The 23,894-nt window shown below is 43.2% G+C and carries 22 protein-coding genes and 1 pseudogene; 8 read left to right on the top strand and 15 right to left on the bottom strand.

The annotated features are described in order from the left end of the window. The first annotated feature begins 130 nt into the window (after positions 1-130). Positions 131-1,033, top strand: coding sequence for a glutamate biosynthesis transcriptional regulator GltC (gene gltC / locus AB1K91_RS06600; RefSeq protein WP_413088981.1), 903 nt, complete (start codon positions 131-133; stop codon positions 1,031-1,033). Between the two features lie 34 nt (positions 1,034-1,067). Here the strand turns inward: gltC and AB1K91_RS06605 are convergent, their stop codons facing one another. After that, the gene (locus AB1K91_RS06605; protein ID WP_413088982.1) at positions 1,068-1,955 is read right to left on the bottom strand and encodes a 5'-3' exonuclease; all 888 of its coding nucleotides are present in this window, start codon (positions 1,953-1,955) and stop codon (positions 1,068-1,070) included. 132 nt (positions 1,956-2,087) lie between these two features. On the opposite strand from AB1K91_RS06605, the gene msrA reads away from it, so the two are divergent. Next, on the top strand, positions 2,088-2,618 hold the full coding sequence (gene msrA, locus AB1K91_RS06610; protein WP_413088983.1) for a peptide-methionine (S)-S-oxide reductase MsrA: 531 nt from the start codon (positions 2,088-2,090) through the stop codon (positions 2,616-2,618). Between the two features lie 37 nt (positions 2,619-2,655). Here the strand turns inward: msrA and AB1K91_RS06615 are convergent, their stop codons facing one another. The 3 genes from AB1K91_RS06615 to AB1K91_RS06625 form a co-directional block, all read right to left on the bottom strand. After that, entirely contained in the window at positions 2,656-3,660 is a 1,005-nt protein-coding gene (locus AB1K91_RS06615) for an LLM class flavin-dependent oxidoreductase (protein WP_413088984.1), read from the bottom strand. 124 nt (positions 3,661-3,784) lie between these two features. Continuing rightward, positions 3,785-4,336, bottom strand: a complete 552-nt coding sequence (locus AB1K91_RS06620) for a GNAT family N-acetyltransferase (RefSeq protein ID WP_413088985.1) — start codon at positions 4,334-4,336, stop codon at positions 3,785-3,787. Between the two features lie 469 nt (positions 4,337-4,805). Next, complete coding sequence (locus tag AB1K91_RS06625) at positions 4,806-5,054, bottom strand: hypothetical protein (protein ID WP_413088986.1); 249 nt, start codon at positions 5,052-5,054, stop codon at positions 4,806-4,808. A gap of 226 nt (positions 5,055-5,280) precedes the next feature. Between AB1K91_RS06625 and AB1K91_RS06630 the strand changes: the two genes are divergently transcribed. Both AB1K91_RS06630 and AB1K91_RS06635 read left to right on the top strand, forming a co-directional pair. Then, on the top strand, positions 5,281-5,646 hold the full coding sequence (locus AB1K91_RS06630; RefSeq protein WP_413088987.1) for an ArsR/SmtB family transcription factor: 366 nt from the start codon (positions 5,281-5,283) through the stop codon (positions 5,644-5,646). A 15-nt stretch (positions 5,647-5,661) separates the two neighbouring features. Beyond that, positions 5,662-8,424: a heavy metal translocating P-type ATPase gene (locus AB1K91_RS06635; RefSeq protein ID WP_413088988.1), complete on the top strand. Its 2,763-nt coding sequence runs from the start codon at positions 5,662-5,664 to the stop codon at positions 8,422-8,424. Between the two features lie 81 nt (positions 8,425-8,505). On the opposite strand, the pseudogene AB1K91_RS06640 reads toward AB1K91_RS06635, so the two are convergent. Beyond that, positions 8,506-8,735 (bottom strand): annotated as a pseudogene (locus AB1K91_RS06640) (VOC family protein); the annotation flags it as partial. Positions 8,736-9,133: 398 nt separating this feature from the next. On the opposite strand from AB1K91_RS06640, the gene AB1K91_RS06645 reads away from it, so the two are divergent. Beyond that, complete coding sequence (locus tag AB1K91_RS06645) at positions 9,134-9,496, top strand: hypothetical protein (protein WP_413088989.1); 363 nt, start codon at positions 9,134-9,136, stop codon at positions 9,494-9,496. A 56-nt stretch (positions 9,497-9,552) separates the two neighbouring features. Here AB1K91_RS06645 and AB1K91_RS06650 read toward each other — a convergent pair whose 3' ends face one another. The 3 genes from AB1K91_RS06650 to xylA form a co-directional block, all read right to left on the bottom strand. Then, positions 9,553-10,515, bottom strand: coding sequence for a TRM11 family SAM-dependent methyltransferase (locus AB1K91_RS06650; protein WP_413088990.1), 963 nt, complete (start codon positions 10,513-10,515; stop codon positions 9,553-9,555). A gap of 397 nt (positions 10,516-10,912) precedes the next feature. Continuing rightward, positions 10,913-12,412 (bottom strand): xylulokinase, encoded by a 1,500-nt coding sequence (gene xylB, locus AB1K91_RS06655; RefSeq protein ID WP_413088991.1) that lies wholly within the window; start codon positions 12,410-12,412, stop codon positions 10,913-10,915. Positions 12,413-12,482: 70 nt separating this feature from the next. Continuing rightward, positions 12,483-13,805: a xylose isomerase gene (gene xylA, locus AB1K91_RS06660; protein WP_413088992.1), complete on the bottom strand. Its 1,323-nt coding sequence runs from the start codon at positions 13,803-13,805 to the stop codon at positions 12,483-12,485. A gap of 664 nt (positions 13,806-14,469) precedes the next feature. Between xylA and AB1K91_RS06665 the strand changes: the two genes are divergently transcribed. Beyond that, positions 14,470-15,084 carry a YesL family protein gene (locus AB1K91_RS06665; protein ID WP_413088993.1) on the top strand — a complete coding sequence of 205 codons (615 nt, stop codon included), beginning with the start codon at positions 14,470-14,472 and terminating at the stop codon, positions 15,082-15,084. 45 nt (positions 15,085-15,129) lie between these two features. Here AB1K91_RS06665 and AB1K91_RS06670 read toward each other — a convergent pair whose 3' ends face one another. The 3 genes from AB1K91_RS06670 to AB1K91_RS06680 all read right to left on the bottom strand — a co-directional run bounded on the left by AB1K91_RS06670 (position 15,130) and on the right by AB1K91_RS06680 (position 18,211). After that, positions 15,130-15,951, bottom strand: a complete 822-nt coding sequence (locus tag AB1K91_RS06670; RefSeq protein ID WP_413088994.1) for a carbohydrate ABC transporter permease — start codon at positions 15,949-15,951, stop codon at positions 15,130-15,132. 15 nt (positions 15,952-15,966) lie between these two features. After that, complete coding sequence (locus AB1K91_RS06675; RefSeq protein WP_413088995.1) at positions 15,967-16,845, bottom strand: carbohydrate ABC transporter permease; 879 nt, start codon at positions 16,843-16,845, stop codon at positions 15,967-15,969. Between the two features lie 76 nt (positions 16,846-16,921). After that, the gene (locus AB1K91_RS06680) at positions 16,922-18,211 is read right to left on the bottom strand and encodes an extracellular solute-binding protein (protein WP_413088996.1); all 1,290 of its coding nucleotides are present in this window, start codon (positions 18,209-18,211) and stop codon (positions 16,922-16,924) included. A gap of 140 nt (positions 18,212-18,351) precedes the next feature. Here AB1K91_RS06680 and AB1K91_RS06685 point away from each other — a divergent pair, with 140 nt between their 5' ends. Next, positions 18,352-19,533, top strand: a complete 1,182-nt coding sequence (locus AB1K91_RS06685; RefSeq protein ID WP_413088997.1) for an ROK family protein — start codon at positions 18,352-18,354, stop codon at positions 19,531-19,533. Positions 19,534-19,567: 34 nt separating this feature from the next. Continuing rightward, on the top strand, positions 19,568-21,199 hold the full coding sequence (locus AB1K91_RS06690; RefSeq protein ID WP_413088998.1) for a glycoside hydrolase family 43 protein: 1,632 nt from the start codon (positions 19,568-19,570) through the stop codon (positions 21,197-21,199). An 88-nt stretch (positions 21,200-21,287) separates the two neighbouring features. Here AB1K91_RS06690 and hisIE read toward each other — a convergent pair whose 3' ends face one another. Genes hisIE through hisB form a run of 4 tightly spaced genes read right to left on the bottom strand, consistent with a single transcriptional unit; the run spans position 21,288 to position 23,890 of the window. Continuing rightward, positions 21,288-21,938, bottom strand: coding sequence for a bifunctional phosphoribosyl-AMP cyclohydrolase/phosphoribosyl-ATP diphosphatase HisIE (gene hisIE / locus AB1K91_RS06695; protein ID WP_413088999.1), 651 nt, complete (start codon positions 21,936-21,938; stop codon positions 21,288-21,290). Then, positions 21,928-22,686, bottom strand: a complete 759-nt coding sequence (gene hisF / locus AB1K91_RS06700) for an imidazole glycerol phosphate synthase subunit HisF (protein WP_413089000.1) — start codon at positions 22,684-22,686, stop codon at positions 21,928-21,930. Before hisF ends, hisIE begins: the two co-directional genes overlap by 11 nt. Beyond that, the gene (gene hisH, locus AB1K91_RS06705) at positions 22,683-23,306 is read right to left on the bottom strand and encodes an imidazole glycerol phosphate synthase subunit HisH (protein ID WP_413089001.1); all 624 of its coding nucleotides are present in this window, start codon (positions 23,304-23,306) and stop codon (positions 22,683-22,685) included. The genes hisF and hisH overlap by 4 nt, the downstream gene beginning before the upstream one ends. Further along, positions 23,303-23,890, bottom strand: coding sequence for an imidazoleglycerol-phosphate dehydratase HisB (gene hisB / locus AB1K91_RS06710; RefSeq protein WP_413089002.1), 588 nt, complete (start codon positions 23,888-23,890; stop codon positions 23,303-23,305). The genes hisH and hisB overlap by 4 nt, the downstream gene beginning before the upstream one ends. Positions 23,891-23,894: the final 4 nt, after the last annotated feature.

A 23,894-nucleotide genomic window follows, 5' to 3' on the forward strand; every position in this document is an offset into this window, starting at 1 on the left:
TAATCCCTCACTCTCTGTCTCGAAACCGACATGTTGTCTTATAGAACATTGTAGGTTTTCTGATTGATCGAAACAATATATAATTTAGATAGAATCAATCTCATTTTGAGATGGAACGGGGGATTACTGCATGGAATTACGTCAACTGCGCTATTTTATCGAGGTTGCCAAGCGGGAGCATATGTCGGAAGCAGCCGAATATTTGCTTGTCGCTCAGTCTGCCATCAGCCGTCAAATCAGTAATTTGGAAGATGAACTTGGAGTGGACCTGTTCGAACGCGAAGGAAGAAATGTCAAGCTGACCAAAATCGGCCGTACATTCCTTTCCCATATCGAGACAGCCATGCAGGCAATCGATTATGCGAAAAAGCAAATCGATGAGCATTTGGATCCGGAGCGCGGGTCGGTGAAGATTGGCTTTCCGACCAGCCTGGCTGGCCAGCTGCTGCCAACGGTCATCTACTCATTCAAGGAAGCCTACCCGAATATCCAGTTTCAGCTGAGACAGGGTACGTATCAATTTCTGATTGAACAAGTATCCCGGGGCGATATTGACATCGCCTTTATCGGCCCTGTTCCTAGGGATCATGATCGTATTGATGGCGAAATCCTCTTTACCGAGAGCTTTTCCGCACTCGTTCCAGTCGCACACAGATTCGCCGAACGGGAGCAACTGCAGCTGAAAGACTTACAGAGTGAGCAGTTCGTCCTTTTCCCGGAAGGCTACAAACTGCGGCAGCTTGTAATGGATGGCTGCAAAAAAGCGGGGTTTGAACCGACTGTATCGTCTGAGGGCGAAGATTTGGATGCTATCAAAGGGCTTGTTGCAGCCGGTATCGGCATCAGCATTTTGCCGGAAAGTACATTCTATGATGCTACGCCCCGGCTGACAACAAAAATACCCATCACCTTCCCGGAAGTCAGGAGATCTGTTGGTATCATCATGCCTAAGGAAAGACAAGTGGCGCCCTCCGAACGTTTATTTTATGAATTTGTGCGGGATTTCTTTTCCCGTTTGCAGCAATTCAGATGAAAAAAAGCGATTGTGCATTGTGCACAATCGCTCCTTAGTTTGCCAGCTGGTCAGCCGGACGCAATAGACGACTCAGCTTGGTCAGTTCGAATTCCTCAAGCATCGCCTGCTTCTGCTTCTCATCCACTGCCCAGACAGCATCTTCCAAGGAACAGCTGATCGGAACCTCACAATGAATAGCAGCAAGCTTCCTGCTCAAATGCAAGTTGTCCAAGTCTGACTCGATCTTTTTTCTGACGCCATTGGGCAGTTCCGTTAAGTTCTCCAGCAGATTATCGATGTTTTCAAATTGGGTCAGCAGCTTAATCGCTGTCTTTTCACCGATTCCTTTGACACCAGGATAGTTATCCGAACTGTCCCCCATCAAACCTTTCATATCGATGATTTGTGCTGGTGTCAGGCCCTTTTGTTCCAAGAATGTGGCTTCCTGGAATACTTCATAGTTGCCCTCGCCTTTACGCATGATGGCAACATCGACATTCGGACGGACAAGCTGCAGCATATCCTGATCACCGGTAACTATCGTCACTTGATGTCCTTCTTCTGCATAAAGACATGCCAATGTCCCGATGCAGTCATCTGCTTCATAGTTTTTGAGTCCGATATTCGGGATGCCATATCCAGCTGCGACCTGTTTGACTGCTTCGAATTGCGGAATCAGTTCAACAGGCGGTGCTTCACGATTACCTTTGTACGTATCCAGCATCTCGCTGCGGAATGTTTTCGAACCCATATCCCAGCAGGCCGCAACATGCGTCGGTCCAAAATGATCGACAGCCGCGGACAAATGCCGGATAAAGCCATGCAATCCGTTTGTCGGCATCCCTTTTGAATTGACCATATAATAGTTGCGGTAAGCTGTGGCATGGAATGCACGGAAAAGAATCGCCATGCCATCTATTAATAAAATGTGGTTTTTCATACGTTTCTCATTGTCTCCTTCTTTTCTTTCATCCTCTTATCCAATATTACAAGCTTTTATTTTAACATACTAGTACAACTTATTTATATAGGGTAAAATAAGTCATATTACACCAGGAAGGAGCTATTGAATATGACAACAAACTTTGCCAAAGCAACATTCGCAGGAGGATGCTTCTGGTGTATGGTAAAGCCATTCGATCAATGGGATGGAGTGGAATCGGTCATCTCCGGCTACACAGGAGGCCATGTCGAGAATCCGACATACGAACAAGTGAAAACAGGGACATCAGGACACTATGAAGCTGTCGAAATCACGTATGACCCTACCAAAATAACATACCAGCAAATTCTGGATTTATATTGGCCGCAAATCGACCCCACCGATGCAGGCGGACAATTCCATGACCGCGGCGACCAGTACCGTACAGCCATCTTCTACCATGATGATGTGCAGGAAGAACTAGCCCAATTCTCCAAAAAAGCGTTAGAAGAAAGCGGCAAGTTCAAGCAGCCGATCGTGACGGAAATCCTTCCGGCAGCTGTCTTCTACCCTGCCGAGGACTATCATCAGGACTTCTATAAGAAAGAAAAAGAAGCATATGAAGAAGACCGGGCCAAATCTGGGCGTGATGAATTCATCGATGAGCATTGGAATAAATAAAGGAGCGATTTTTCGCTCCTTGTTTCCAATGCTGAGTTTACATAATAATATTATGGTCTACTTCTTTTTTGATTAGTTCATATGATTTCCATTTCGCTTCCTTATCGTGAATATTCGTGATCAGCATGAACTCGTCCGCTTGATAAAGTTCCTGCAGTCTTTCCAGCTCCATCCTGACTTGCTCAGGTGTTCCAATGACGCAGCGTTTGCGGTTTTGCCGAATTGTTTCTCTATCCGTTTCTGTAAGCTGGCGTTTTGCTATAAGCTCAGGCGACGGAACTTGTGTATCGCGCCCTTTCCCGACGCTCAGCAGCCAATGATCCTGACTCTCCGCCAACGCTTCCGCCTGTTCTTTTGTTTCCGCACAGACAACGAAGATACAAACAATGCCATATGGTTTCTCCCTCATGACCGATGGACGAAATGCTTCCTTATATATAGGCATCGCTTTCGGCTTAGCTGGACTGATGAAGTGACCGAACACATAACCGATCCCCAATTCACCTGCCCGCTTGGCACTTCCTTCTGATAAACCAAGCACCCATAATGGAGCAGGCTCTTTAACACGCGGGGATGCTTTCACCGAACGATAAGGGTGCTCACGCGGCAGTGTGTTAGATAGAAAGCCTTGGAGTTCCTCCAGCTTCCTCGGAAATTCTCCCATGCCGCTTTCTGCTCCATCCGCCAAGGCATTTCTCGTCTGTTCATTACCGCCCGGGGAACGCCCGACTCCAAGATCCACTCGTCCAGGAAAAAAACCTGCCAATGTATGAAAGGTTTCCGCTACCTTCAACGGGCTGTATTGAGGCAATAATACCCCGCCTGTTCCAACTTTAATTGTATTGGTCGCACTCGCAATCCGCGTCGCCATGATTTCTGGTGCAACACTGACTAGACCATTTGTATTATGATGCTCTGCAAACCAGTAACGCTCATAGCCCAATCTTTCTGCATGCTGGGCAAGTTCTATGCTTTCCTGCAATGCATCTTCCGGCGTACTTCCCCTCCTTATCGGTGCCTGATCCAATATGCTGAGCTTCATGCGCCCACCTCTTCTCTGATCTTCTCATTTTTATTTTAGGGAAAGTGATGGGAAGCATACAAGGTATTCGCTCAGCAACGCCAAAAGTACTTTCTAAGGGAGACGCCTAAATCATGAGATTGACTCACTTTAATAATTTTCGTTCTAAAGTATCCTCTATCAAGGACCAGGCTTCATGACAGCTGGGAGCTGTGATAAACGGTTTAAATCCATAGTTTAGGTACATATTAACCGCTTGGTAACTTGTTGTTTGCGAAGTGAGATAGGCCTTTGAGTGATAGTTTGCCAAGATATTCATTGCTGCACTCAGTAAAGGTTTGGATAGTTTTTTTCCTTGATATGCAGGAACAATTCCTACCCAATGGATTCTCCCTAAAATTTCTCCATCGTCTTTTAAGCTGCCATACCATGCCGTTGTGGTTCCAATCACTTCTCCATGTTCATTTTCGATGAACACACATCTATTCATCATTTCATCAATATATGTTCCAAATTCTTTATGAAAGTGCTCTAGTGCAGATTCTTTACTATCAAATTCATCTACACTTGCTTCCACACGTGCCCAATGATGTTCGTCACCTTTCTCAAATAATCTGATTCGAAATCCATCAGGAAGTGGGTATTGGGGAATATGCAACAAATCTTCTCTCACCATACGAAGTGGAATTCTTTTCAATTAAAATCATCTCCTTATAAAATTACATGTCTTGTACGCATACGCCTTAAAGTTCGCAGTGATTCACTTTACTAAACCTTGCATTCACTTATGTATTCTACTAAAAAAAGTGCTTAGTCTTTACCAATTCTTCAATAACTGCCCAGAAGTGGCACATCCAGTACCCGGTGCTGCGTTCAGTGACAATTACAATCTCTTCTTTCTACGAATGCGTTTTCATCATTTCATTGCCTTTTACTGAAGTTTTGAAACACATGATGCGTAGTGAAGCTGGTAATTAATTAAGTTTCTCAACGCAAAAAAGTTTCATTAACAAACTATTACCTGCCTCGAAAACAACGCCTTCAACCCCTTGTTGGCAACACAGCGTTCAATTATCGTAAATCCTGCCTTTACAAGGCATCTCATCCATATCCCCAATTGTAAGGGATAACAAGTCTATCAGCTATTCTTCTTGCATGTTTGATGATTATATGAGTGCTGTACTGCGGCAGCAATACCCCGCATGTTCAAACTTTGATTGTATGGAACGCAGTCGCAATCCGCGTCGCCATGATTTCAGTGCGACACTGCCTTTTGTATGATGATGCTCCGCAACCAAGTATAGCTCATAGCCTAATCTTCCTGTATGCCAGGCTAATTCTGCGCTTTCCTGCAATGCCTCTTCCGGCGTGGTTCCCCTTCTTATCCCTGCTTGCACCAATAAGCTGGGCTTCATGCGCCCACTTCTTCTCATCTAATTCTATTTAGCATTGTAGGGAATGAAGGGAAGCATACAAGGTATTCGCTCAGCGATTGTTATAAAGACAAAATCTTAAAAAGGCAGGCCTATTAAGTGAGCAGCACTAATGCTTTTTCATACCATATTCAAATACAAACTTGAATATAAAAACCGCATCCTATATACTTTATTCAAATATTACTTTGAATATGGAGATGACGAAATGGCAAAAGAAACAGCTTTTTGCAATGTTACCTGCCTCCACGAGGATAAAGTGAACCGAGTCAAGGAGAACTTGTCCGATGAACATTTACATGATGTTACCAAGCTATTGAAAGCTGTTGCGGATCAAACACGTATAAAGATCATCTCAGCTTTGTCAATCGAAGAAGAATTATGTGTCTGTGACGTAGCCAATATTCTGGATTGCAGCATTGCCACCACATCCCATCACTTGCGAACGCTGAAAAAAGCTGGACTTACAAGTACAAGAAAAGAAGGCAAAACGGTTTATTATAAGCTTAGCGATCACTATATGGCTGGCTTTATCCTCCAGGCCATTTCACAACAAAAAGAAATAGCACTGTAAAAGGAGAATGCGAAAATGATAAATCAAAGCAAAAAAAGCTCCTGCTGTCAGGGCGCCATTCAGAATCAAAATGATTGCTGCAACACAAACAAGCAAGTTGCTGCAATGTCCACTGCATCTCATGCCGATTCGACTTCAGAAGGAATTAATAACGCTGTCACTGTTGCGGTAAAAGACGAGAAAAAAGAAGATCGCTGCTCGGGGGAGGACCCCGACGAATCGGACAGAGGAAATTCCTGTTCTCCTCCTGACGGTTTCGGGACTGACGAAGCGGCTTGTTGCTCTTCTTCTAAAACCCAAACAGAAACATCTTGCTGTTCTCCCGTTGAAGTGGCCACTGCAGAGATTTCTTGCTGCGTAAATAGTACAGTGAAAGACCTTGATACCCTATCAAAAACAGACACCTTAGCTGGCAGTAACTGCTACACTGCTGATACTTGCAAATCAACCGCAGCGGTACAGCCTAAGGCTCTTTCTAATAGCCCAATCATGACATATAATGTCTCCGGCATGGATTGCGGTGCATGTGCAAAAACAATTGAGAAAGCGGTCCGGAAGCTGCCTGGCGTTCAATCCGTCGAAGTGCAATTTTCCACTGGGAAGATGAAAGCTGCTGCCAAAGAAGCGTCACAACTTACCATCATTCCGAAAACTGTTTCGAAACTTGGCTACAGTGCTGTCGAGCTTCCCGGTAATGGAGAAACATATGAGGTCGAAGGAATGGATTGCGGTGCATGTGCCAAAACGATCGAGAATCATTTACGGAAAATACTTGAAGTCAAACACGTAGAAGTTAACTTTTCTACAGGAAAAATGCAAATTGATCACGAAGCTGATAAAGAAACGATTATCCGTGAGGTGCAAAAAGCTGGTTATAAAGCAGCGTTAGCCTCCAAGCGAAATCCTTCAGAACCCGAGGGGAAAAAAAGTTTTGACTTTGGCACTATTTCTGTGGCTGGGTCCGGTATCCTGCTCGCCCTGGGAGTTGGTCTTAGCTATACTGAGATACCGAACCTTGTCTCTGTTCTGCTTTATGCATTTGTGATGGTAACCTGCGGGTATAAGCCTCTGAAAAGCGCTTATTACGCTGTGAAAAGCGGTTCACTTGATATGAATGTACTGATGTCTGCAGCCGCGATCGGCGCTGCCATTATCGGCGAGTGGCTGGAAGGTGCCGTTGTCGTCTGGCTGTTCTCCCTAGGCGCCATGCTCCAAATGAGGTCGGTGAATCGAACACGTCGTAGCATCAAGGAATTGATGGATCTTGCTCCTCCGGAAGCATGGGTACGAAAAGGCAGTGACTTAATAAAAGTCGCCGTGGAAGAAGTCAAGCTTGGTGACACGATTGTTGTCAAAGCCGGTGATCGCATCCCGCTTGACGGTGAGGTAATCAAAGGAGAATCCAGTGTAAATCAGGCATCGATCACTGGAGAATCCATCCCTGTTGATAAAACACTCAACGATAATGTCTTTGCAGGTACAGTAAATGAAAATGGCACATTGGAAATCAATGTCACCAAGCTAGTCGAAGATACAACCATCGCTAAAATCATTGAAATGGTAGAAGAAGCACAAGGGAAGCAAGCGCCAACCCAAGCATTCATTGATCGGTTTACCAGCATCTATACACCCGTTGTGTTTGTACTGGCGCTTTTGGTTACCGCTGTTCCCCCCTTTTTTGGATTTGGTACTTGGAGTGAATGGGTTTACCGGGGGCTTGAACTGCTTGTCATTGCATGTCCTTGCGCCTTGGTCATTTCCACTCCCGTAGCAATCGTTGCGGCCATCGGTAACGCTGCGAAAAATGGCGTGCTGATCAAAGGTGGCTCTTCATTGGAAATTGCAGGAAAAATCAGTGCAATCGCATTTGATAAGACAGGAACAATAACGGAAGGGAAACCGAAAGTTACCGACATACGAGTATTCAGTGGCAGTCAGGAATCTTTGTTGGAGATCGCAAAGACACTTGAAGCTTATTCCAATCATCCAATCGCTAATTCGATTGTTGCATATGCGGATGAACAGAATGTCCACCAATTAGAAGCCGATAAGTTTCAAAGTATTGCCGGAAAAGGTGTATCTGCCTTAATAGATGGAAGAACCTATTTCGCAGGAAATGTAAAGTTATTCAATGATTTGAAAGTAACCATCCCTCCTGCCATTGTGGATTTACAGGAGCAAGCAAAAACAATCGTTATTGTTGGCAGCAGACAAGCGATTTTGGGCGTCATCTGTGTAGAGGATACAATCCGCCATACAACGGTGAAAGCAATTCAGCAGCTGGAAGCAGACGGCCTGAAGGAAATGGTCATGCTTACTGGCGATAATGAAAAAACAGCCGCCCTCATGGCCACGAAATCAAAGGTGAACCGCTATTTCGCCAACTTACTGCCGGAAGATAAAGTGACATCCATCAAAAAGCTGCAGCAGGAAGGCCACAAAACAGTGATGGTCGGAGACGGCATCAATGATGCTCCTGCCTTGGCAACAGCGGATCTGGGAATCGCCATGGGCGGTGCCGGCACGGATACGGCCATCGAAACAGCAGACATCGTCTTGATGGCCGACAATCTGGAGAAACTGCCCTTCACGATAAGGCTCAGCAAAAAAGCCATAACTATCATCAAACAGAACATCTGGTTCTCCATTTTTATCAAAGCAGCGGCTTTAGTATTGATTGTTCCCGGCTGGCTGACCTTGTGGCTGGCGGTTTTGAGTGATACCGGTGCGGCTATAGTGGTTATATTGAATAGCTTACGTCTGTTTAAAATGAAATAACGTATAGAAAACCCTGATCAGCAGCCTTAGATCAGGGTTTTAATAAGAAAAGTTGTATCATTGTAATTGAGGATCTCTTCTTCATTCAGAATTGAAGTGGCTTTCCTTAAACATTGGGCTCAATTCATCAACGAACCTTATTTCCATCAAGGTCATAGAAAACTAATTTTTTTCCCGTATGTACCCTGTATTAATCTATCCAACCACAATTAGCTTATCCATAAAATCCCTATGTATTGATTCCAACGCACTTAATCTATTAACTTCAAAAGATAATAAAAATGCTCTTTGCCGTGAATATCATGATAATTGCAAGGTGATTTTCTTACAAGGTTATACGCATCAACTTAGCCGATCAAAGCATCTCCCTTGAAAATACGGTTGGTGTTGCTGCACGCTGCATCGGTATTCTTTCCATGAATGCTTGGTTCTTTTCTTGGTTCTCAGTAACATCAGTTGTACGTGGCCATTCTACTGAGCTAGCAGATTCGTATTGTCCCGTATATTGTAACGAGCTATCTCTAAAGCACCGTTTTAGTCACCATTTCAACAGCTGATTATAGCTGAATGCATAACCATTTCATCCCTTAGGCAACTTGGGCCATATAATTAAAGAATTGAATGAAATTAAAGCGGATCATTAGTCGCAGCTAGTAAAAAGCATCACAACATAGCATTGCAACACAAAAAAATGTAAGGGTGTTTCAAAATGAAAACAGTAACCCATCATTTTCTATTTATCTTTTATGTCACCTGCTTCCTTTTTCTCATTACAGGTTGTCAACAACAGCAAAATACAGGGGAAGAGAAAGTAATTATTTACGTTATGGAATCTGTTACATCACCTGTGCATGGTTTTACTGTTACATTAGCAGAAACAGGTGAATCAGTACCGGATATAGGAATAATACTTGAGCCGACAGATACGCAAGGGAAAACAGAAGCAGTGTTGAAAGTTGGGACGACGTACGAAGCTTTCTTAGTTCTGAATGATCGCCAAACTCAATACGAAAAAATTACAGTTTCAGAAGATGCAGACGATAACATATTCACTTTTGTACTTGGTGAATAATGAAACAGCCATCTGTTTCTACATAAATGGCTGTTTTGAGATACTAACGTAATTATCTATTCACAAACAATAACCTGCCTAGAAAACAGTGCTTTCAGCCCCTTATTAGCAACACATCGATCGATTATTGTGAATCCTGCCTTCCACAACATCTCATCCATATCCTCGATTGTAAGGATCACAAGTCTATCAGCTATCCTTCTGGCATTCTTAATAATAGTGAATTGCTCTTCTGCGGTCGCACGGGAATACAGATTATAAGGCATATCAACGATTGCGACATCGTAGTGCCCTTCTTGTTCGGCAATGTCTTTGACAGCAACTTCCCCCTGATAGTTAAAGTGCGTAATATTTTCCCGTGCTCCTTTTACTGCGAGCGGATTACGATCGGCACCAATGATAGGGATATTCATCGATAGAGCTTCCACTAAAACGGTGCCAATCCCACAGCAAGGGTCGATAACACTGACACCACGTGGGTTTGGCACTGCGATATTTACAATCGTTCTTGCCAAACGTGTGTTTAAAGCCGTTGAATATTCCTGTGGCTTTTTGGCATGATGCAGCCAGACCGATTCATTCTTTACATAGGTGCCGAAATACCATCGCCCTTTGAATGGAACGATGCCAAAAAGAACATCAGGATTCCGCATTTTCGCCTTTCCGGTTATATTCCAGCCAACTTTCCTCTCAATAGCTCGCTGTTCCTCAAATTCTATTTTCTGTTCATTGTCTAAATCATTTATTTTTAGGTAAAGTACCTTGAAGGTTTTATCTTGAAGCTTTATTTGATGCACCTGTTCGGCGATATCATCAATAGTTTCCCCTAAGTAAAGAATGGAAAGTCTTCCTTTGATGAATGGACTTCTACTCGGATCGATTTTTGTCGTACTTTTGATCAGATTGTTTGATTCCTGTCCGAAAAGTGATCTTTGCTCCAATTTACATAAGGAAGTCTCTTCCCTGCCCGCTGTGAAGGTATATAAATATTCCAATGATTCGATGGATTTTATCGTCATGTATCTGCCTTTCTTAAACCGCAATTAAGAATCAATTATAACAGAAACGGCGTAAAGGTCTTCTAAAGTATATGAACAAAAAAATACTCAAAATGAAAGCAGCGAAACGATAGGAAGAGAAAATCGATGGTGCAGCGTGAGGAAAGATTGAAAGATTTTGAAATCTGACAGATTTTTAGCATCTCATCCGGCCATAGAAGCAGTCCATTCAATTGGAAAAGAACATAAAAGTCCAGGGCTTATCCGCTTATCGGTTGGGCAAGGTGATGTGAGAGACTAAATGAAGAGGCTCTAAATAGGATAAATCAGAAAAAGCCAAGCCTTCCTGATGACCTGGCTTAATCCCTTGGCAGAAATACTAAGCACAAATTAAGATGGATGCCTTTTAACAGCAACACTATATTCTAAATGATTTCAGTTCCTGATTTAAGCCCTTCGTAGAAACATAAACTTCCTGATAAATGCGGAATAAACTTTTGTATCTTTCTACATTTGCAGCAATCGGCTTGAACTCTTTCATCTTTTCCGTAAACACTTCGGCGCATTCTTCAAGTGACGTAAACCACCCGGCTCCGACAGCCGCCAGCATTGCCGCTCCGACACCGGGGCCTTGTTCACTCTTTAAGCGTACAATCGTGGCATCGAAGATATCCGCCTGCATCTGAAGCCATGCATCATTTTTTGCTCCTCCGCCAATCGAGACAACAGTATCGATGACTTTGTCATTCTCCCGGAATATCTGGATGGACTCATGAAGTGAAAACGTTATTCCCTCCAATACCGCTCTTACAAAATCTTTAATCGAATGAGAAGAGTCCATACCAATAAAACTTCCGCGAATAACCGAATCAGCATAAGGAGTTCGCTCACCAGTAAGATATGGTGTAAAGATCAATCCGTTGGAGCCGATTGGTACATTATCGATTCCCTCCAACAATGTTTCAAAATCATTATCTTTGGCAAAAACCTCTTTGAACCAATGAAGACTGTGGCCTGCCGACAGAGTGACACCCATTGTATAGAAGGCGCCCTTTTTGCCATGATTAAAATAATGCACCTTTCCTTCAAAATCCAAGTCGCCTTTGTCTTCATAAGACAAGATGACCCCCGAGGTTCCAATACTGCATAAGGTTTCACCTTTTTTTAAAATTCCGGAGCCAATTGCTCCGCAGGCATTATCCGCCGCTCCTGCAAACACTTTAGTTGCTGGTGACAGGCCTGATTCAGAAGCAAAAGCCGGAGTCAGTGTCCCGACACAGTCCTGTGATTCCACCAGCGGAGGACATAAAGCAGGTGAGATACCCACATCTTCGCATATCTCCAAACTCCATGTTTTTTCATTTATATTCAATAGGAGCGTCCCCGCCCCATCGGAATACTCGGTCGCGATATGGCCCGTCATACGGTAACGCACATAATCTTTTGGAAGCATGAATGTCGATGCCTTTCTGAATAATTCCGGTTCGTTCTCTTTCACCCATAATAATTTCGGTAATGTAAAGCCCTCCAGCGCTGGGTTTTTAGTGATAGTCAATAGCTTTTCCTTGCTGATTTTATTATAAATTTCCTCGCATTGCTTCGTAGTGCGCGTATCATTCCATAAAATAGCATCACGCAGAACATTCCCATTCCCATCAAGTAAAACAAGTCCATGCATCTGGCCGGAAAAACTAATCCCTTCTATATCCTCGATCCTTTCGTCAAATCTCCCTATTAAGCTTTGCAGGGCGCTAATCGTCTTGCGTACCCACTCCTCAGGATCCTGTTCACTGTATCCGGATTTCATCTGAATTAGCGGATATGTCATTGTTTCTTCCAAGCAAACTTCCCCTGCTTTGTTTAAGAGCAGCGCTTTCACAGCACTCGTCCCTATATCTATCCCAATCACATATTTCAAATTATCTCCCCCTTTTCACGACATAATAGGATATACCAAAAATATATTCATCTGGTATATCCTAACTTATCTATTCTGCCAGAACGGTTAATAGGTATTGATTAATGGTCGCTTTCAACTGTTCTGCACGGCCTGAAGCGTTTTTGATTTCTCCTAATCCCAAGGCATATTCCTCGAGTTTATGAAAGTCTGTATTATTCTCTACGATTTCCTTTCCTATCCCGCTTGTAAAACTGCTATAACGAGTTTCGATAAAGTCCTCCAATACGCGGTCTTCCAACAATTTGTGGGCCGTCTTCAAACCTGCCGCAAAGCTGTCCATTCCCGCAATATGCGCGTGGAATAAATCCTCCGCTTCAAATGATCCCCTCCTCACCTTAGCATCAAAGTTTAAACCACCTTTACCAAGTCCGCCGTTTTTCAGGATTTCGTACATCGCTAAAGTGGCAGCATACAAATCTGTCGGAAATTCGTCTGTATCCCAGCCAAGCAGCGGATCACCTTGGTTCGCATCAACGGAACCCAACATGCCATTGATGCGCGCGACCCGAAGTTCATGTTCGAACGTATGGCCAGCCAATGTGGCATGATTTGCTTCTATGTTAAATTTAAAATGATCCTTCAAATCATAATTTTGGAGAAACGCTAATCCTGTGGCCACATCAAAATCATATTGATGCTTTGTAGGCTCTTTTGGTTTTGGTTCAATCAAAAATTGTCCATTGAATCCGATTTCTTTAGCATAATCCACAGCCATGTGGAAGAACCGGCCAAGATTGTCCTGTTCCAGCTTCATATCTGTGTTCAATAGCGTTTCATATCCCTCGCGACCGCCCCAAAACACGTAATTTTCAGCTCCAAGGTCTTTGGCAATTTCGAGTCCCTTCTTTACCTTGGCAGCAGAATAAGCATACACGTCCGCATTGACCGCAGTTGCGGCGCCATGGACAAAGCGAGGATGTTTAAACAGATTCGCTGTATTCCACAAAAGCTTTGTTTTGCTAGTATTCATATATTCCTTGATCATGGCAACGATTGTATCAAGATTTTGATACGTTTCAGCCAAGGAACTTCCTTCAGGTGCAACATCTGCATCATGGAAACAAAAGAATGGTACATTCAGCTTTTCGAAAAACTCAAATGCAGCCTCAACACGTGCCTTAGCTAAATCCATACCGGAGAATTTATCCCATGGGCGCAGCATATTCCCGCTGCCAAATGGATCGGAACCATCCATGGTCATCGTGTGCCAATACGCAACACCAAACCGAAGAATTTCTTCCATCGTCTTTCCTGCAACCATTTCTTCGGGGTTATAAAATTTAAAGGCTAATGGATTGGTAGAATCAGTACCTTCGAATACAATCTTGTCAACGCTTTCAAAATAAGCCATGTTACTACCTCCTATTGTTTTTTACTTGATGTATCCAAAGAATCATGCCTTTTACGATGTATTGCCATAATGCTCATGCCATTGCCGATACTAGCGATAATCAAGGCATCAATAACAACTCCAGTGATTTTTCTTTTCCTCCCAAAAGGCTGTCAAGGCATCTAATTCATTCATGTCTAAAGCTCTGACGGCCGTGCTTGAAAGCAAAATTCCACTGACTTCTGCCAGAGCTCCCCTCGAATTGAATACCCTAATGATATTCCATTTTATATGGATACCTGATAATGCTGTCAGCGTCCGAGTGTTTAAGCCGAAACTGATAAGTGTGTCGTTTCCTTTGCCTGCATCTCGATTTCCATGTCATCAGCACTGTCATTTCCAATTTCTTTACCGGCAAGCAGCTAAGCTGAACAGCAGACAGGTCCGAATGGAGTAAGCCCTTACATTTTTCCGCGTAAGCCAACCCTCCCCTTCCTTCATCATCGACTCTTTCCATTTGATGATATCACCGAAAACTTAGTTTGTCTAGACGATAAACTAAGTTTTCCAAACTATCATCTTCCTCACATGTTCAGCAAAAAAGCGTATACTTATTGAATCTATTATCTTATAATGTAAGTGCTTTCATATTTTTATGGCTTGCCACAGAAAAGGAGGTCTTAAAATGGACAGAATCAGCAGTACTATTTATCTTATATTGGAATGGATCACACGTTTTGCTTATTTGAATGTCCTTTGGATTTTATTCACTTTTGCCGGCGGTATTATCTTGGGATTTTTCCCTTCCACAATTGCTATGTACAGCATCATCAGGAAATGGTTGAGGGGAGATTCGGATTCTGCCCTATTTACGACGTTTTGGTCATCATACAAAAAGGAATTTTGGAAAAGTAATAAATTAGGGGTATTCGTTGCAATGCTCACGGTTACCATCTTCGTGGATATATGGTACATGCACATCCTTCCCTCTGGCCTGTCTTGGACGCACGTTCCTTTGCTGGTATTCATCCTTTTTTCCTTCCTTTTCTTGTTTTATCTTTTTCCGACTTTTGTCCATTTTGATTTGAATGTTAGAACAATCATCAAACATGCTTTTTTGATCATGTTGATTCATCCTTTGCACACACTTTTAATCATTATCTGTCTGGCTTGTTTGTTGCTTATAATGTATACGCTGCCTTCCTTGGCATTTATATTTGGCGGTAGTTCTTTTGCGTTCATCACGATGTGGCTCTGTTTGCATGCTTTTACTGGAATGAATAGAAAAAGTACCATGTAAAAAAGAGCAATCTTCACATAGAGATTACTCTTTGGCTTTTTCACCTTAACCTTTAACTGCACTGGAAGAGATACCTTCTACTACTTTATTGCTAAAAAATAAGAAGGCCAGCAATATTGGCAGCATACTAATGATTAAGGTTGCACCGATTGCCCCCCAATCCGTCATATACTGCCCAATGAAATTTTGTATCCCGACTGTCAGTGTCTTATATTCATCTGAGCTTATGAAGGTATTCACGAATACAAACTCGTTCCAGTTATAAATCATGTTAATAATCACTGTAGTGGACAGAACTGGAACTGTCATCGGAAGGATGATCCTGAAAAATATCCGATGAACCGAACAGCCATCCATAATGGCTGCCTCCTCTATTTCACGAGGTAATGTATAGTAGAACCCTAACAAAATCATCAAGGTGATCGGCAAATTATAAGCTGTATACGTTATAACGATCGACCAAGGATTGTCTATCATATCCACCTTCAGAAACATGTTGAACAAAGGAATGATGGAAGAATGTATAGGTATCATCAACCCCACCATAAATAATCCCAGCACTGGCTTGCTTAACTTCCATTTCATCCTGGTAATTGCGAATGCAGCCATACTCGCCAGTAACACGGTAAAAACGATAGCAACTCCTGTGATCCAGACACTGTTCCAGAAATAACCTCCTATCCCGCTATCCCATACTTTCATATAATTTTCCCATCTAAATTCCGTCGGCAAGGAGAATGGAGACTTAGAGAAGATCTCCTGATTATTTTTCAAAGAAAAGAGAAACAGCCATAAAATCGGGAATATCTGAAACACGGCTACCGCAGCCAAACAAACGTAAAGTAGAATGTATCCTACTCTTTTCAAGGCAATGACCTCCTTTTAATATTGCAGTTCCTCTTTGGAAGCTGTAATTTTTCGTACAATGACGGTAACAATCAGTGTGATGAGTAATAATAGAAACCCGATGGCACTGCCATACCCAAAGTCATTACTTGAAAATGCCAATTTGTACATATAGGATGCCATCACTTCACTAGCACCGTTAGGTCCGCCGCCCGTCATGACGTAAATCAAATCAAAGTACTTCAATGAACCGACAACCGCCAGGACAATCGTTACTTTAACAACCCCCATGATCATGGGTAATTTGATTCTATAGGCAATCTGCAATGGAGTGGCTCCATCGATCCTCGCTGCTTCAACTATCGACTCAGGGATATTTTTTAATGCAGCATAATAAATCAATATATAAAAACCAGCGTATTGCCAAAGTATCGGAATAAAGATGGCGTACAATACCACATTCGGTTCAGCAAGCCAAGCTGGCGGATTCTCTACCCCAAAGAAAGCTAAAATGCTATTTAAAATACCATTGGAAGGGTTGAAGACCTTGATCCATAATTGTGCGATTGCGACCGAAGACAACAACATTGGAATCAAATATATTTTCCGCAATACATTGGATCCTTTGATTTTTGATGCAAGCACTAAAGAAATTGCCAAATAGACAATCAAACTCAAAGTGGAAAACAATGCGAGTAAGAATGAATGCAAGGCACTTTCCCAAAATAATCCGTCCTGAATGGCATTGAAGTAGTTTTCCATACCTATGTACTTCATGGCACCTATACCATCCCAATCCATCAAGCCATAGTATCCAGACAGCAGCAAAGGAATAAAGATGAAAATACTGATGAGCAAAAATGCCGGGAGAATATACAGTCCCACTACCCATTTATTGGACATAACTTTATCCATGGTGATCAACCCCTTTTTTATAAGAAAAGGACAATCCAGCTATAGGTTTGCCCTTCTCTTGCGTTGATTTCAAAGATTATTTTGACAGAGCCTCTTCATGCTTTTCGGCAAATTCTTCTGGCGATACCTCTTTTCCGAATAAGGACTGGATCATATCCAAGTGCACTTGAGCAACATCCGCGCTCATTTGAACATCGGCAAACAATGTAATATTACTCGCATTGTTCAAGTCATCAAGTACATTTACATACATTTCCGGCAAATCCAATGAAGCAGCATCCACTTTCGTAGCCGGGATAACTCCTGCTTCTGAAACCGACTTCTCTCCCCACTCTTTTACGAAGAAAGATACAAATTCTTTCGCTTCTTCTTTTACATCCGAATCCTCAGCAACAAACAAACCTACTCCAGGTCCGCCTACATAACTGCTCATATCCCCACTTCCATCAACAGTCGGAAAAGGAAAATAACCTACAGAATCACGAAACTCTTGAGGAACATCTTCATTGGTTGTGTAGTTAGGGAGATCCCATGTTGCAATCAGATACATGGCAGCCTGTTCGTTCATGAACATGCTTTTTGCTTCTTCGTCTGAAAGCCCATTGAATCCTTTCACAAATGCATCCATATCCACCATGTTCTGAACTTCTTCAGCAGCGGAAACCAGCGCAGGATCAGTGAAAGAACCTGAACGGTTGATTGCATTTGTCAATACATCCCCACCGCCGATCCTGTCGGCGAAATACATATACCATAAAGATCCTGTCCAGCTATCTTTATTGCCCAGTGCAATTGGAGCCACATCATTTTTGGCCAGCGTTTTTACGACACTTTGAAATTCTTCATATGTTTTTGGTACTTCCAAACCATTCTCCTCAAAAATCTTTTTATTATAGAATACTGAGGCAATATTCAATTCAAGCGGTAATCCATACGTACTGCCGTCGATTGCATAAGCTTCTGGTATTCCAGAAACAAAGCTGTCTTTTAAATCCCCCTCAAGCAAATCATCCAAAGCAGTAAACTTTTTACCGTCCACATAAGGTTCCAAATACCCTGCTGCCCACGTCATACCTACATCAGGCAACTCATTGGAGGTGGACAACACTTTGATCTTATCCTTATATTGCTCATTGCTCATCACTTCCAACTTTACCTTTACATCTGGATTATCTGCTTCAAAATCAGCAACGATCTCCTTCACAATTTCATTATGTTGCTTAGAACTCCCTTCCGGCCATAAATGCATAAACTCAATCGTTTTACCACCAGAACTTGAAGCATCATCCGAACCGGAACACCCACTGATTAACAACAACGAGGAAATAACAGCAAAGACCATTGTAACCGCTTTCTTTTTTGTCAATTCATACTCCTCCCATTATTCTTTTGGAATGCTTGTGTTACTGGAATCAGTTTATCACCGAAAACAATGTTTGTCTAGTGGATAAACTAAGTTTATAATGGTAATATGGAAATATTCAAACATCAGAATGGAGCTTTTGAATGAAATTATCCCAAACCTTTAATCAGCATGTTGTTAAAAAAGGAAACAAATCATTGGTTTTACAAACAATTCAAGATCACATGCCTATATCCAGAGCAGATATCGCAGCAAAAACAGGTCTGAATAAAGGTACCGTATCATCCCAGGTAAGTGAGCTGCTGGAAGAAAACCTGATCTTGGAATCCGGACCGGGAGTATCAAGCGGCGGTAGACGTCCTGTCATGCTTTTATTCAACCATATTGCAGGGTACTCTATCGGGGTTGATATTGGTGTGAATTATATTCTAGGCATTTTGACGGATCTGCAAGGAAATATCAAGAATGAGAAAATCATTCATTTCAGCGATCTTACGTATGAAGAAATCCTAAAAGAATTGCATAAGTCCATTGATTCCCTCCTTCATTCCATGCCTCAAAGTCCCTATGGCCTGGTTGGAATCGGAGTCGGTGTACCGGGTACAGTTAATACAGAGGGAGAAATCCAGCTCGCTCCAAACTTGAATTGGCGAAATATTGACCTAAAAGCAGTGTTGGAGGAAAAATATAACGTGCCCGTCCTCATAGAGAATGAAGCAAACGCAGGAGCTTACGGAGAAAAGCAATTCGGTGCCGGTCAATCTTCCGATAATTTAGTGTATGTCAGTGTGGGTATCGGTATCGGTGTCGGTCTCATCCTGAACGGTGAACTTTATAAGGGGCAAAGCGGATTCTCTGGAGAACTTGGACATATGACTATTGAAACGGATGGCCCTTTGTGCCGCTGTGGCAATCACGGGTGCTGGGAGCTGTATGCCTCTGAAAAAGCACTGATAGATAGGGCGATGGCATCTGGAATTTCAGTAAGCGGAAAGGTCCTCTCCCTCGAAGAGCTTAACGACCTTGCTGAAGGAGGTGATCAGCATGCTGTAGAAGTCTTTGACAGAATCGGCAATTATCTTGGAATCGGGATTAACAATATTATCAATATTTTCAATCCAGAACAAATCATCATCGGGAACCGGCTGGCTTCTTCCGCTAAATGGCTAAGTGGGTCCATTGAGGAGAAAAAGAAACAAACGCTTCGTACGCATCAAAAAGACTTAAGGATTGGTTTCTCTAAATTATCCCGTTATTCAGCCGCCTTGGGGGCTGCTGCTTATGCAAACGAAAACTTCTTGGCAATCAACATTCAGGATGTTTAATTGTTCCGTATCCCAAAAAAGAGAGGTTATACAAATGACAATCATTCAAAATCCCATTTTAACAGGGTTTAATCCTGATCCAAGTATTTGTCGGGCAGGAGAAGATTATTATATTGCTGTATCCACTTTCGAATGGTTCCCAGGGGTGGGCATTTATCATTCCAAAGATCTGAAAAATTGGCGTTTGGTATCAAGGCCGCTAAACCGGCTAAGCCAATTGAATATGATGGGAAATCCTGATTCCGGTGGTGTATGGGCTCCGGCCTTATCCTATCATGACAATAAGTTCTGGCTTATCTATACCGATGTAAAAGTAGTCGATGGACAATGGAAGGATTGCCATAATTATTTGGTTACCTGTGATACCATAGATGGTGTTTGGTCTGAACCAATATACTTAAACAGCTCAGGATTTGATCCGTCATTGTTCCACGACGACAACGGTAAAAAATATCTTGTAAATATGCTTTGGGATCAACGAGTCGATCACCATAATTTTTATGGCATCGTCCTGCAGGAATACAGCGTTCCTGAACAAAAGCTGGTAGGAAAAAGGGAAATCATCTTCAAAGGAACAGAAGTGAAATTAACTGAAGCCCCGCATCTTTATAAGATAAACGGATTCTATTATCTCTTGACTGCCGAGGGGGGAACCAAATACGATCACCAAGCCACTATTGCCCGATCCGAAAATTTGCATGGTCCTTATGAAGTTCATCCAGATAATCCTTTGATCACCTCTTTTCCGTATCCTTATAACCCGCTGCAGAAAGCAGGGCACGCATCCATCGTTCGTACACACACCGATGAATGGTTTTTGGTTCACTTAACCGGCCGACCTTTATCACAACCAAATAAACCACTGTTGGATCCGCGTGGATATTGTCCGCTCGGCCGTGAAACCGCAATTCAACGTTTGGAATGGAAAAATGATTGGCCTTATGTTTCAGGCGGCAATCAACCCTCACTTAAGATAGAAGGTCCAAAAATCAAAGAAGTAACATGGAAAAGTGATTATGCAGTGAAAGACGATTTTGATACTGATTCGTTAAATCTTCACTTCCAATCACTTCGGATACCTTTGGATAACAAGATTGCAACTCTGAAAGATAATCCTGGACATTTAAGACTTTATGGAAGAGAATCTCTTACGTCTAAATTCACTCAAGCGTTTATAGCGAGAAGATGGCAGCATTTTCACTTTACAGCAGAAACAAAAGTATCCTTCCACCCAACTAATTTTCAACAGGCAGCTGGACTGATTAACTATTATAATACGCAAAATTGGTCTGCTTTGCAGATCACAGCTGATGAAAATAAAGGAAGGATACTGGATTTGACAATATGCGATAACTTTGTTTTTCAGCAGCCTCTCCACGATGAACATATCGTCCTTCCGGAAGAAGTGGAATATATTTATTTGCGTTGCATTGTAAACGCTAACATATATAACTATCATTATTCCTTTGATGGGGGAAAGTGGGAGGAAATTCCTGTGACACTTCCTTCTCATAAACTATCGGATGATTATATCCGTGGCGGTGGCTTCTTTACTGGCGCATTTGTGGGAATGCAATGTCAGGACACGTCAGGTCAGCAACTGCATGCTGATTTTGACTATTTCATCTACGAGCCGGAAGATTCAGCTGAAGCCGACAGACCTTAACAGCAATGTATGCATATGTCAGTATGTTGTTAGTATAAACACAGTCTGGTTGTAGTCATCATTGCATCAGTGAGGCAAAAAAAGAGCGTCACCACTCTTCAATCGGGGGACGCTCTCCTTTGTTATTGCCTTTCTTCTGGAATCTGCGGGCGAGCTCTGTTTCGACTTCCTGCAGGCTGACGCCTTGGTTGGCGAGCAGGACGAAGCTGTGATAAAGCAAATCACTCACTTCATTCACCAGTTCCTCTGTATCATCATTTTTGGCGGCGATAACGACTTCCCCGGCTTCTTCGATCACTTTCTTGCCGATTTTATCGACACCCTTTTTATAAAGATAGTTTGTGTAGGAATTCTCGACTGGATGCTTTTTCCGGTCTTCAGCTTCATCCATGACAGTATGGAAGATATTCGTTTCCGTCATAGCTTCTCCAGTTATCGGCGTTTCGTTGAAGAAACAGCTTACCTCCCCTGTATGGCAGGCAGGTCCTTGCGGAATGACGCTGATCAGGATCGTATCATTATCACAATCCAATTTCATGTCGACGACTTGCTGGGTGTTGCCGGAAGTTGCTCCTTTATTCCAAAGCTCTTCACGAGAACGGGAATAGAACCATGTTTCTTTTGTTTCCAATGTTCTTTCGTATGCTTCTTCATTCATATAGGCAAGCATGAGTACTTGCTTGGTCTGGCTGTCCTGCACGATGGCCGGAACAAGTCCTTTGGTAAAGTCAGGCTTCACGAATTCGTACTCCTTCCTGTTGGCAGCTTTGCTTCACTTCTTCGATGCTGAAGGTTTTATCATGGAAAATCGATGCAGCAAGTGCTGCAGATACATCGGTTTCCTGGAATACTTCCGTTATATGTTCCGGGCTGCCGCAGCCGCCGGAAGCAATGACCGGAATACGGATTTGATCGACGATCGCTTTGGTGAGCGGCAGGTCATAGCCGGTTTTCACCCCATCGGCATCCATGCTTGTCAGCAGGATCTCCCCTGCTCCTCTTGCTTCTGCTTCTTTCGCCCATTCGATGGCATCAATTCCTGTATCTTTGCGGCCGCCGTGCGTGACGACATGCCAGCCATCGTCAAAGCGCTTCGCATCGATGGCAACGACGATGCATTGGGATCCGAACTTCTCTGCTCCCTTGGTGATAAGTTCTGGATCGGCAACAGCCGCTGAATTGATGGCTACCTTATCCGCTCCTGCCTGCAGCATGGTCGTCATATCTTCAATCGTCCGAACGCCGCCTCCGACTGTGAAAGGCACGAATACATGCAATGCAGTCTGACGGACGATATCCATCATCGTCTTCCGTCCTTCATGTGTTGCCGAAATATCCAGGAACACAATTTCATCGGCACCGCTTTTCGAGTAGGCCGCGGCCATAGCAACAGGATCGCCAAGTTCACGTAAGGAGACGAAATTCGTCCCTTTGACGACTGTACCATCCTTCACATCAAGGCATGGAATGATGCGTTTTGCGATCATCTGTTTTCTTCCTTTCTATGGGCTTGCTGACTGCTTTCAAACACACTTTGCAATAGCAGCTGGCCGACTTTTTCGCTTTTTTCAGGATGGAATTGAATTCCGCAAATATTATCTTTCTGTACGATTGCAGGGATGTTTGTACCATATTCCGTGCTGGCAACGATGTATTCTTCTGGTGTATAAGCCTGGTAGCTGTGCACGAAGTAAACATGCTTGCCATCATGCTCTGTGTAGGTTGGGAAACGCTCATCAACCTCCAAGGCATTCCAGCCGATGTGAGGGAGCAAGAGGCTCGTTTTGATTTTTTCTACCGTTCCTGTAATGAGACCCAGCCCCGCTGTTTCCCCATGTTCGAAGCCTTTTTCAAATAGCAGCTGCATACCGACACAAATACCGATGAACGGTTTGCGTGCAGCCAAATCAAGAAGTAGCTCGCGTAGGTTGCGTCTTTCGATTTCTTCCATGGCAGCACGAAATGAACCAACACCTGGCAGGATGATATGTGTTGCCTGCTCGAACACTTCCTTTTTTTCAGTCAGGATTGTTTCATATCCCAGCTGTTTGCAGGCATTGGCAACGCTCGCGACATTGCCGACGCCGTAATCGACGATGGAAATCATTCGATCATTCCTTTCGTACTGTTGACACCTTTGATATCCGGATTCACCTTTATGGCAATCGCCAGTGACTGGCCTAGTGCTTTGAAAAGAGATTCCGCTTTATGATGTGTATTGGAACCGTAATGCACCTTGGCATGTAGCGTAACGCCTGCATGAACGGAGAAAGCTTGGAAAAATTCGCGTACGAGCTCCGTATCGAAATTTCCGAGTTTCGGATTCTCGAATTCTGCATCGAAGACAAGGAATGGTCGCCCGCTTATATCGAGTGCAACAAATCCAAGTGTTTCATCCATCGGCACGAACGCATGGCCATATCGGTTGATCCCTACCTTTGAACCAAGCGCTTCTTTCACCAGCTGACCGAGCACGATGCCGGTATCTTCCACTGTATGGTGACTGTCGATATGCAAGTCTCCTTTCGCTTCCACCACGAGACCGATTCTAGCGTGGCTTGCGAACAGTGTCAGCATGTGATCGAAGAAACCGACTCCTGTATTGATTTTGATATTGCTGTTATCGTCCAGATTCACCTGCATGTTGATGTCTGTTTCGAAGGTTTTACGTGCTTTTTCTGCTTGACGCATGTTG

This window comes from Terribacillus jepli (assembly GCF_047228925.1).
Lineage (GTDB): Bacteria > Bacillota > Bacilli > Bacillales > Amphibacillaceae > Terribacillus.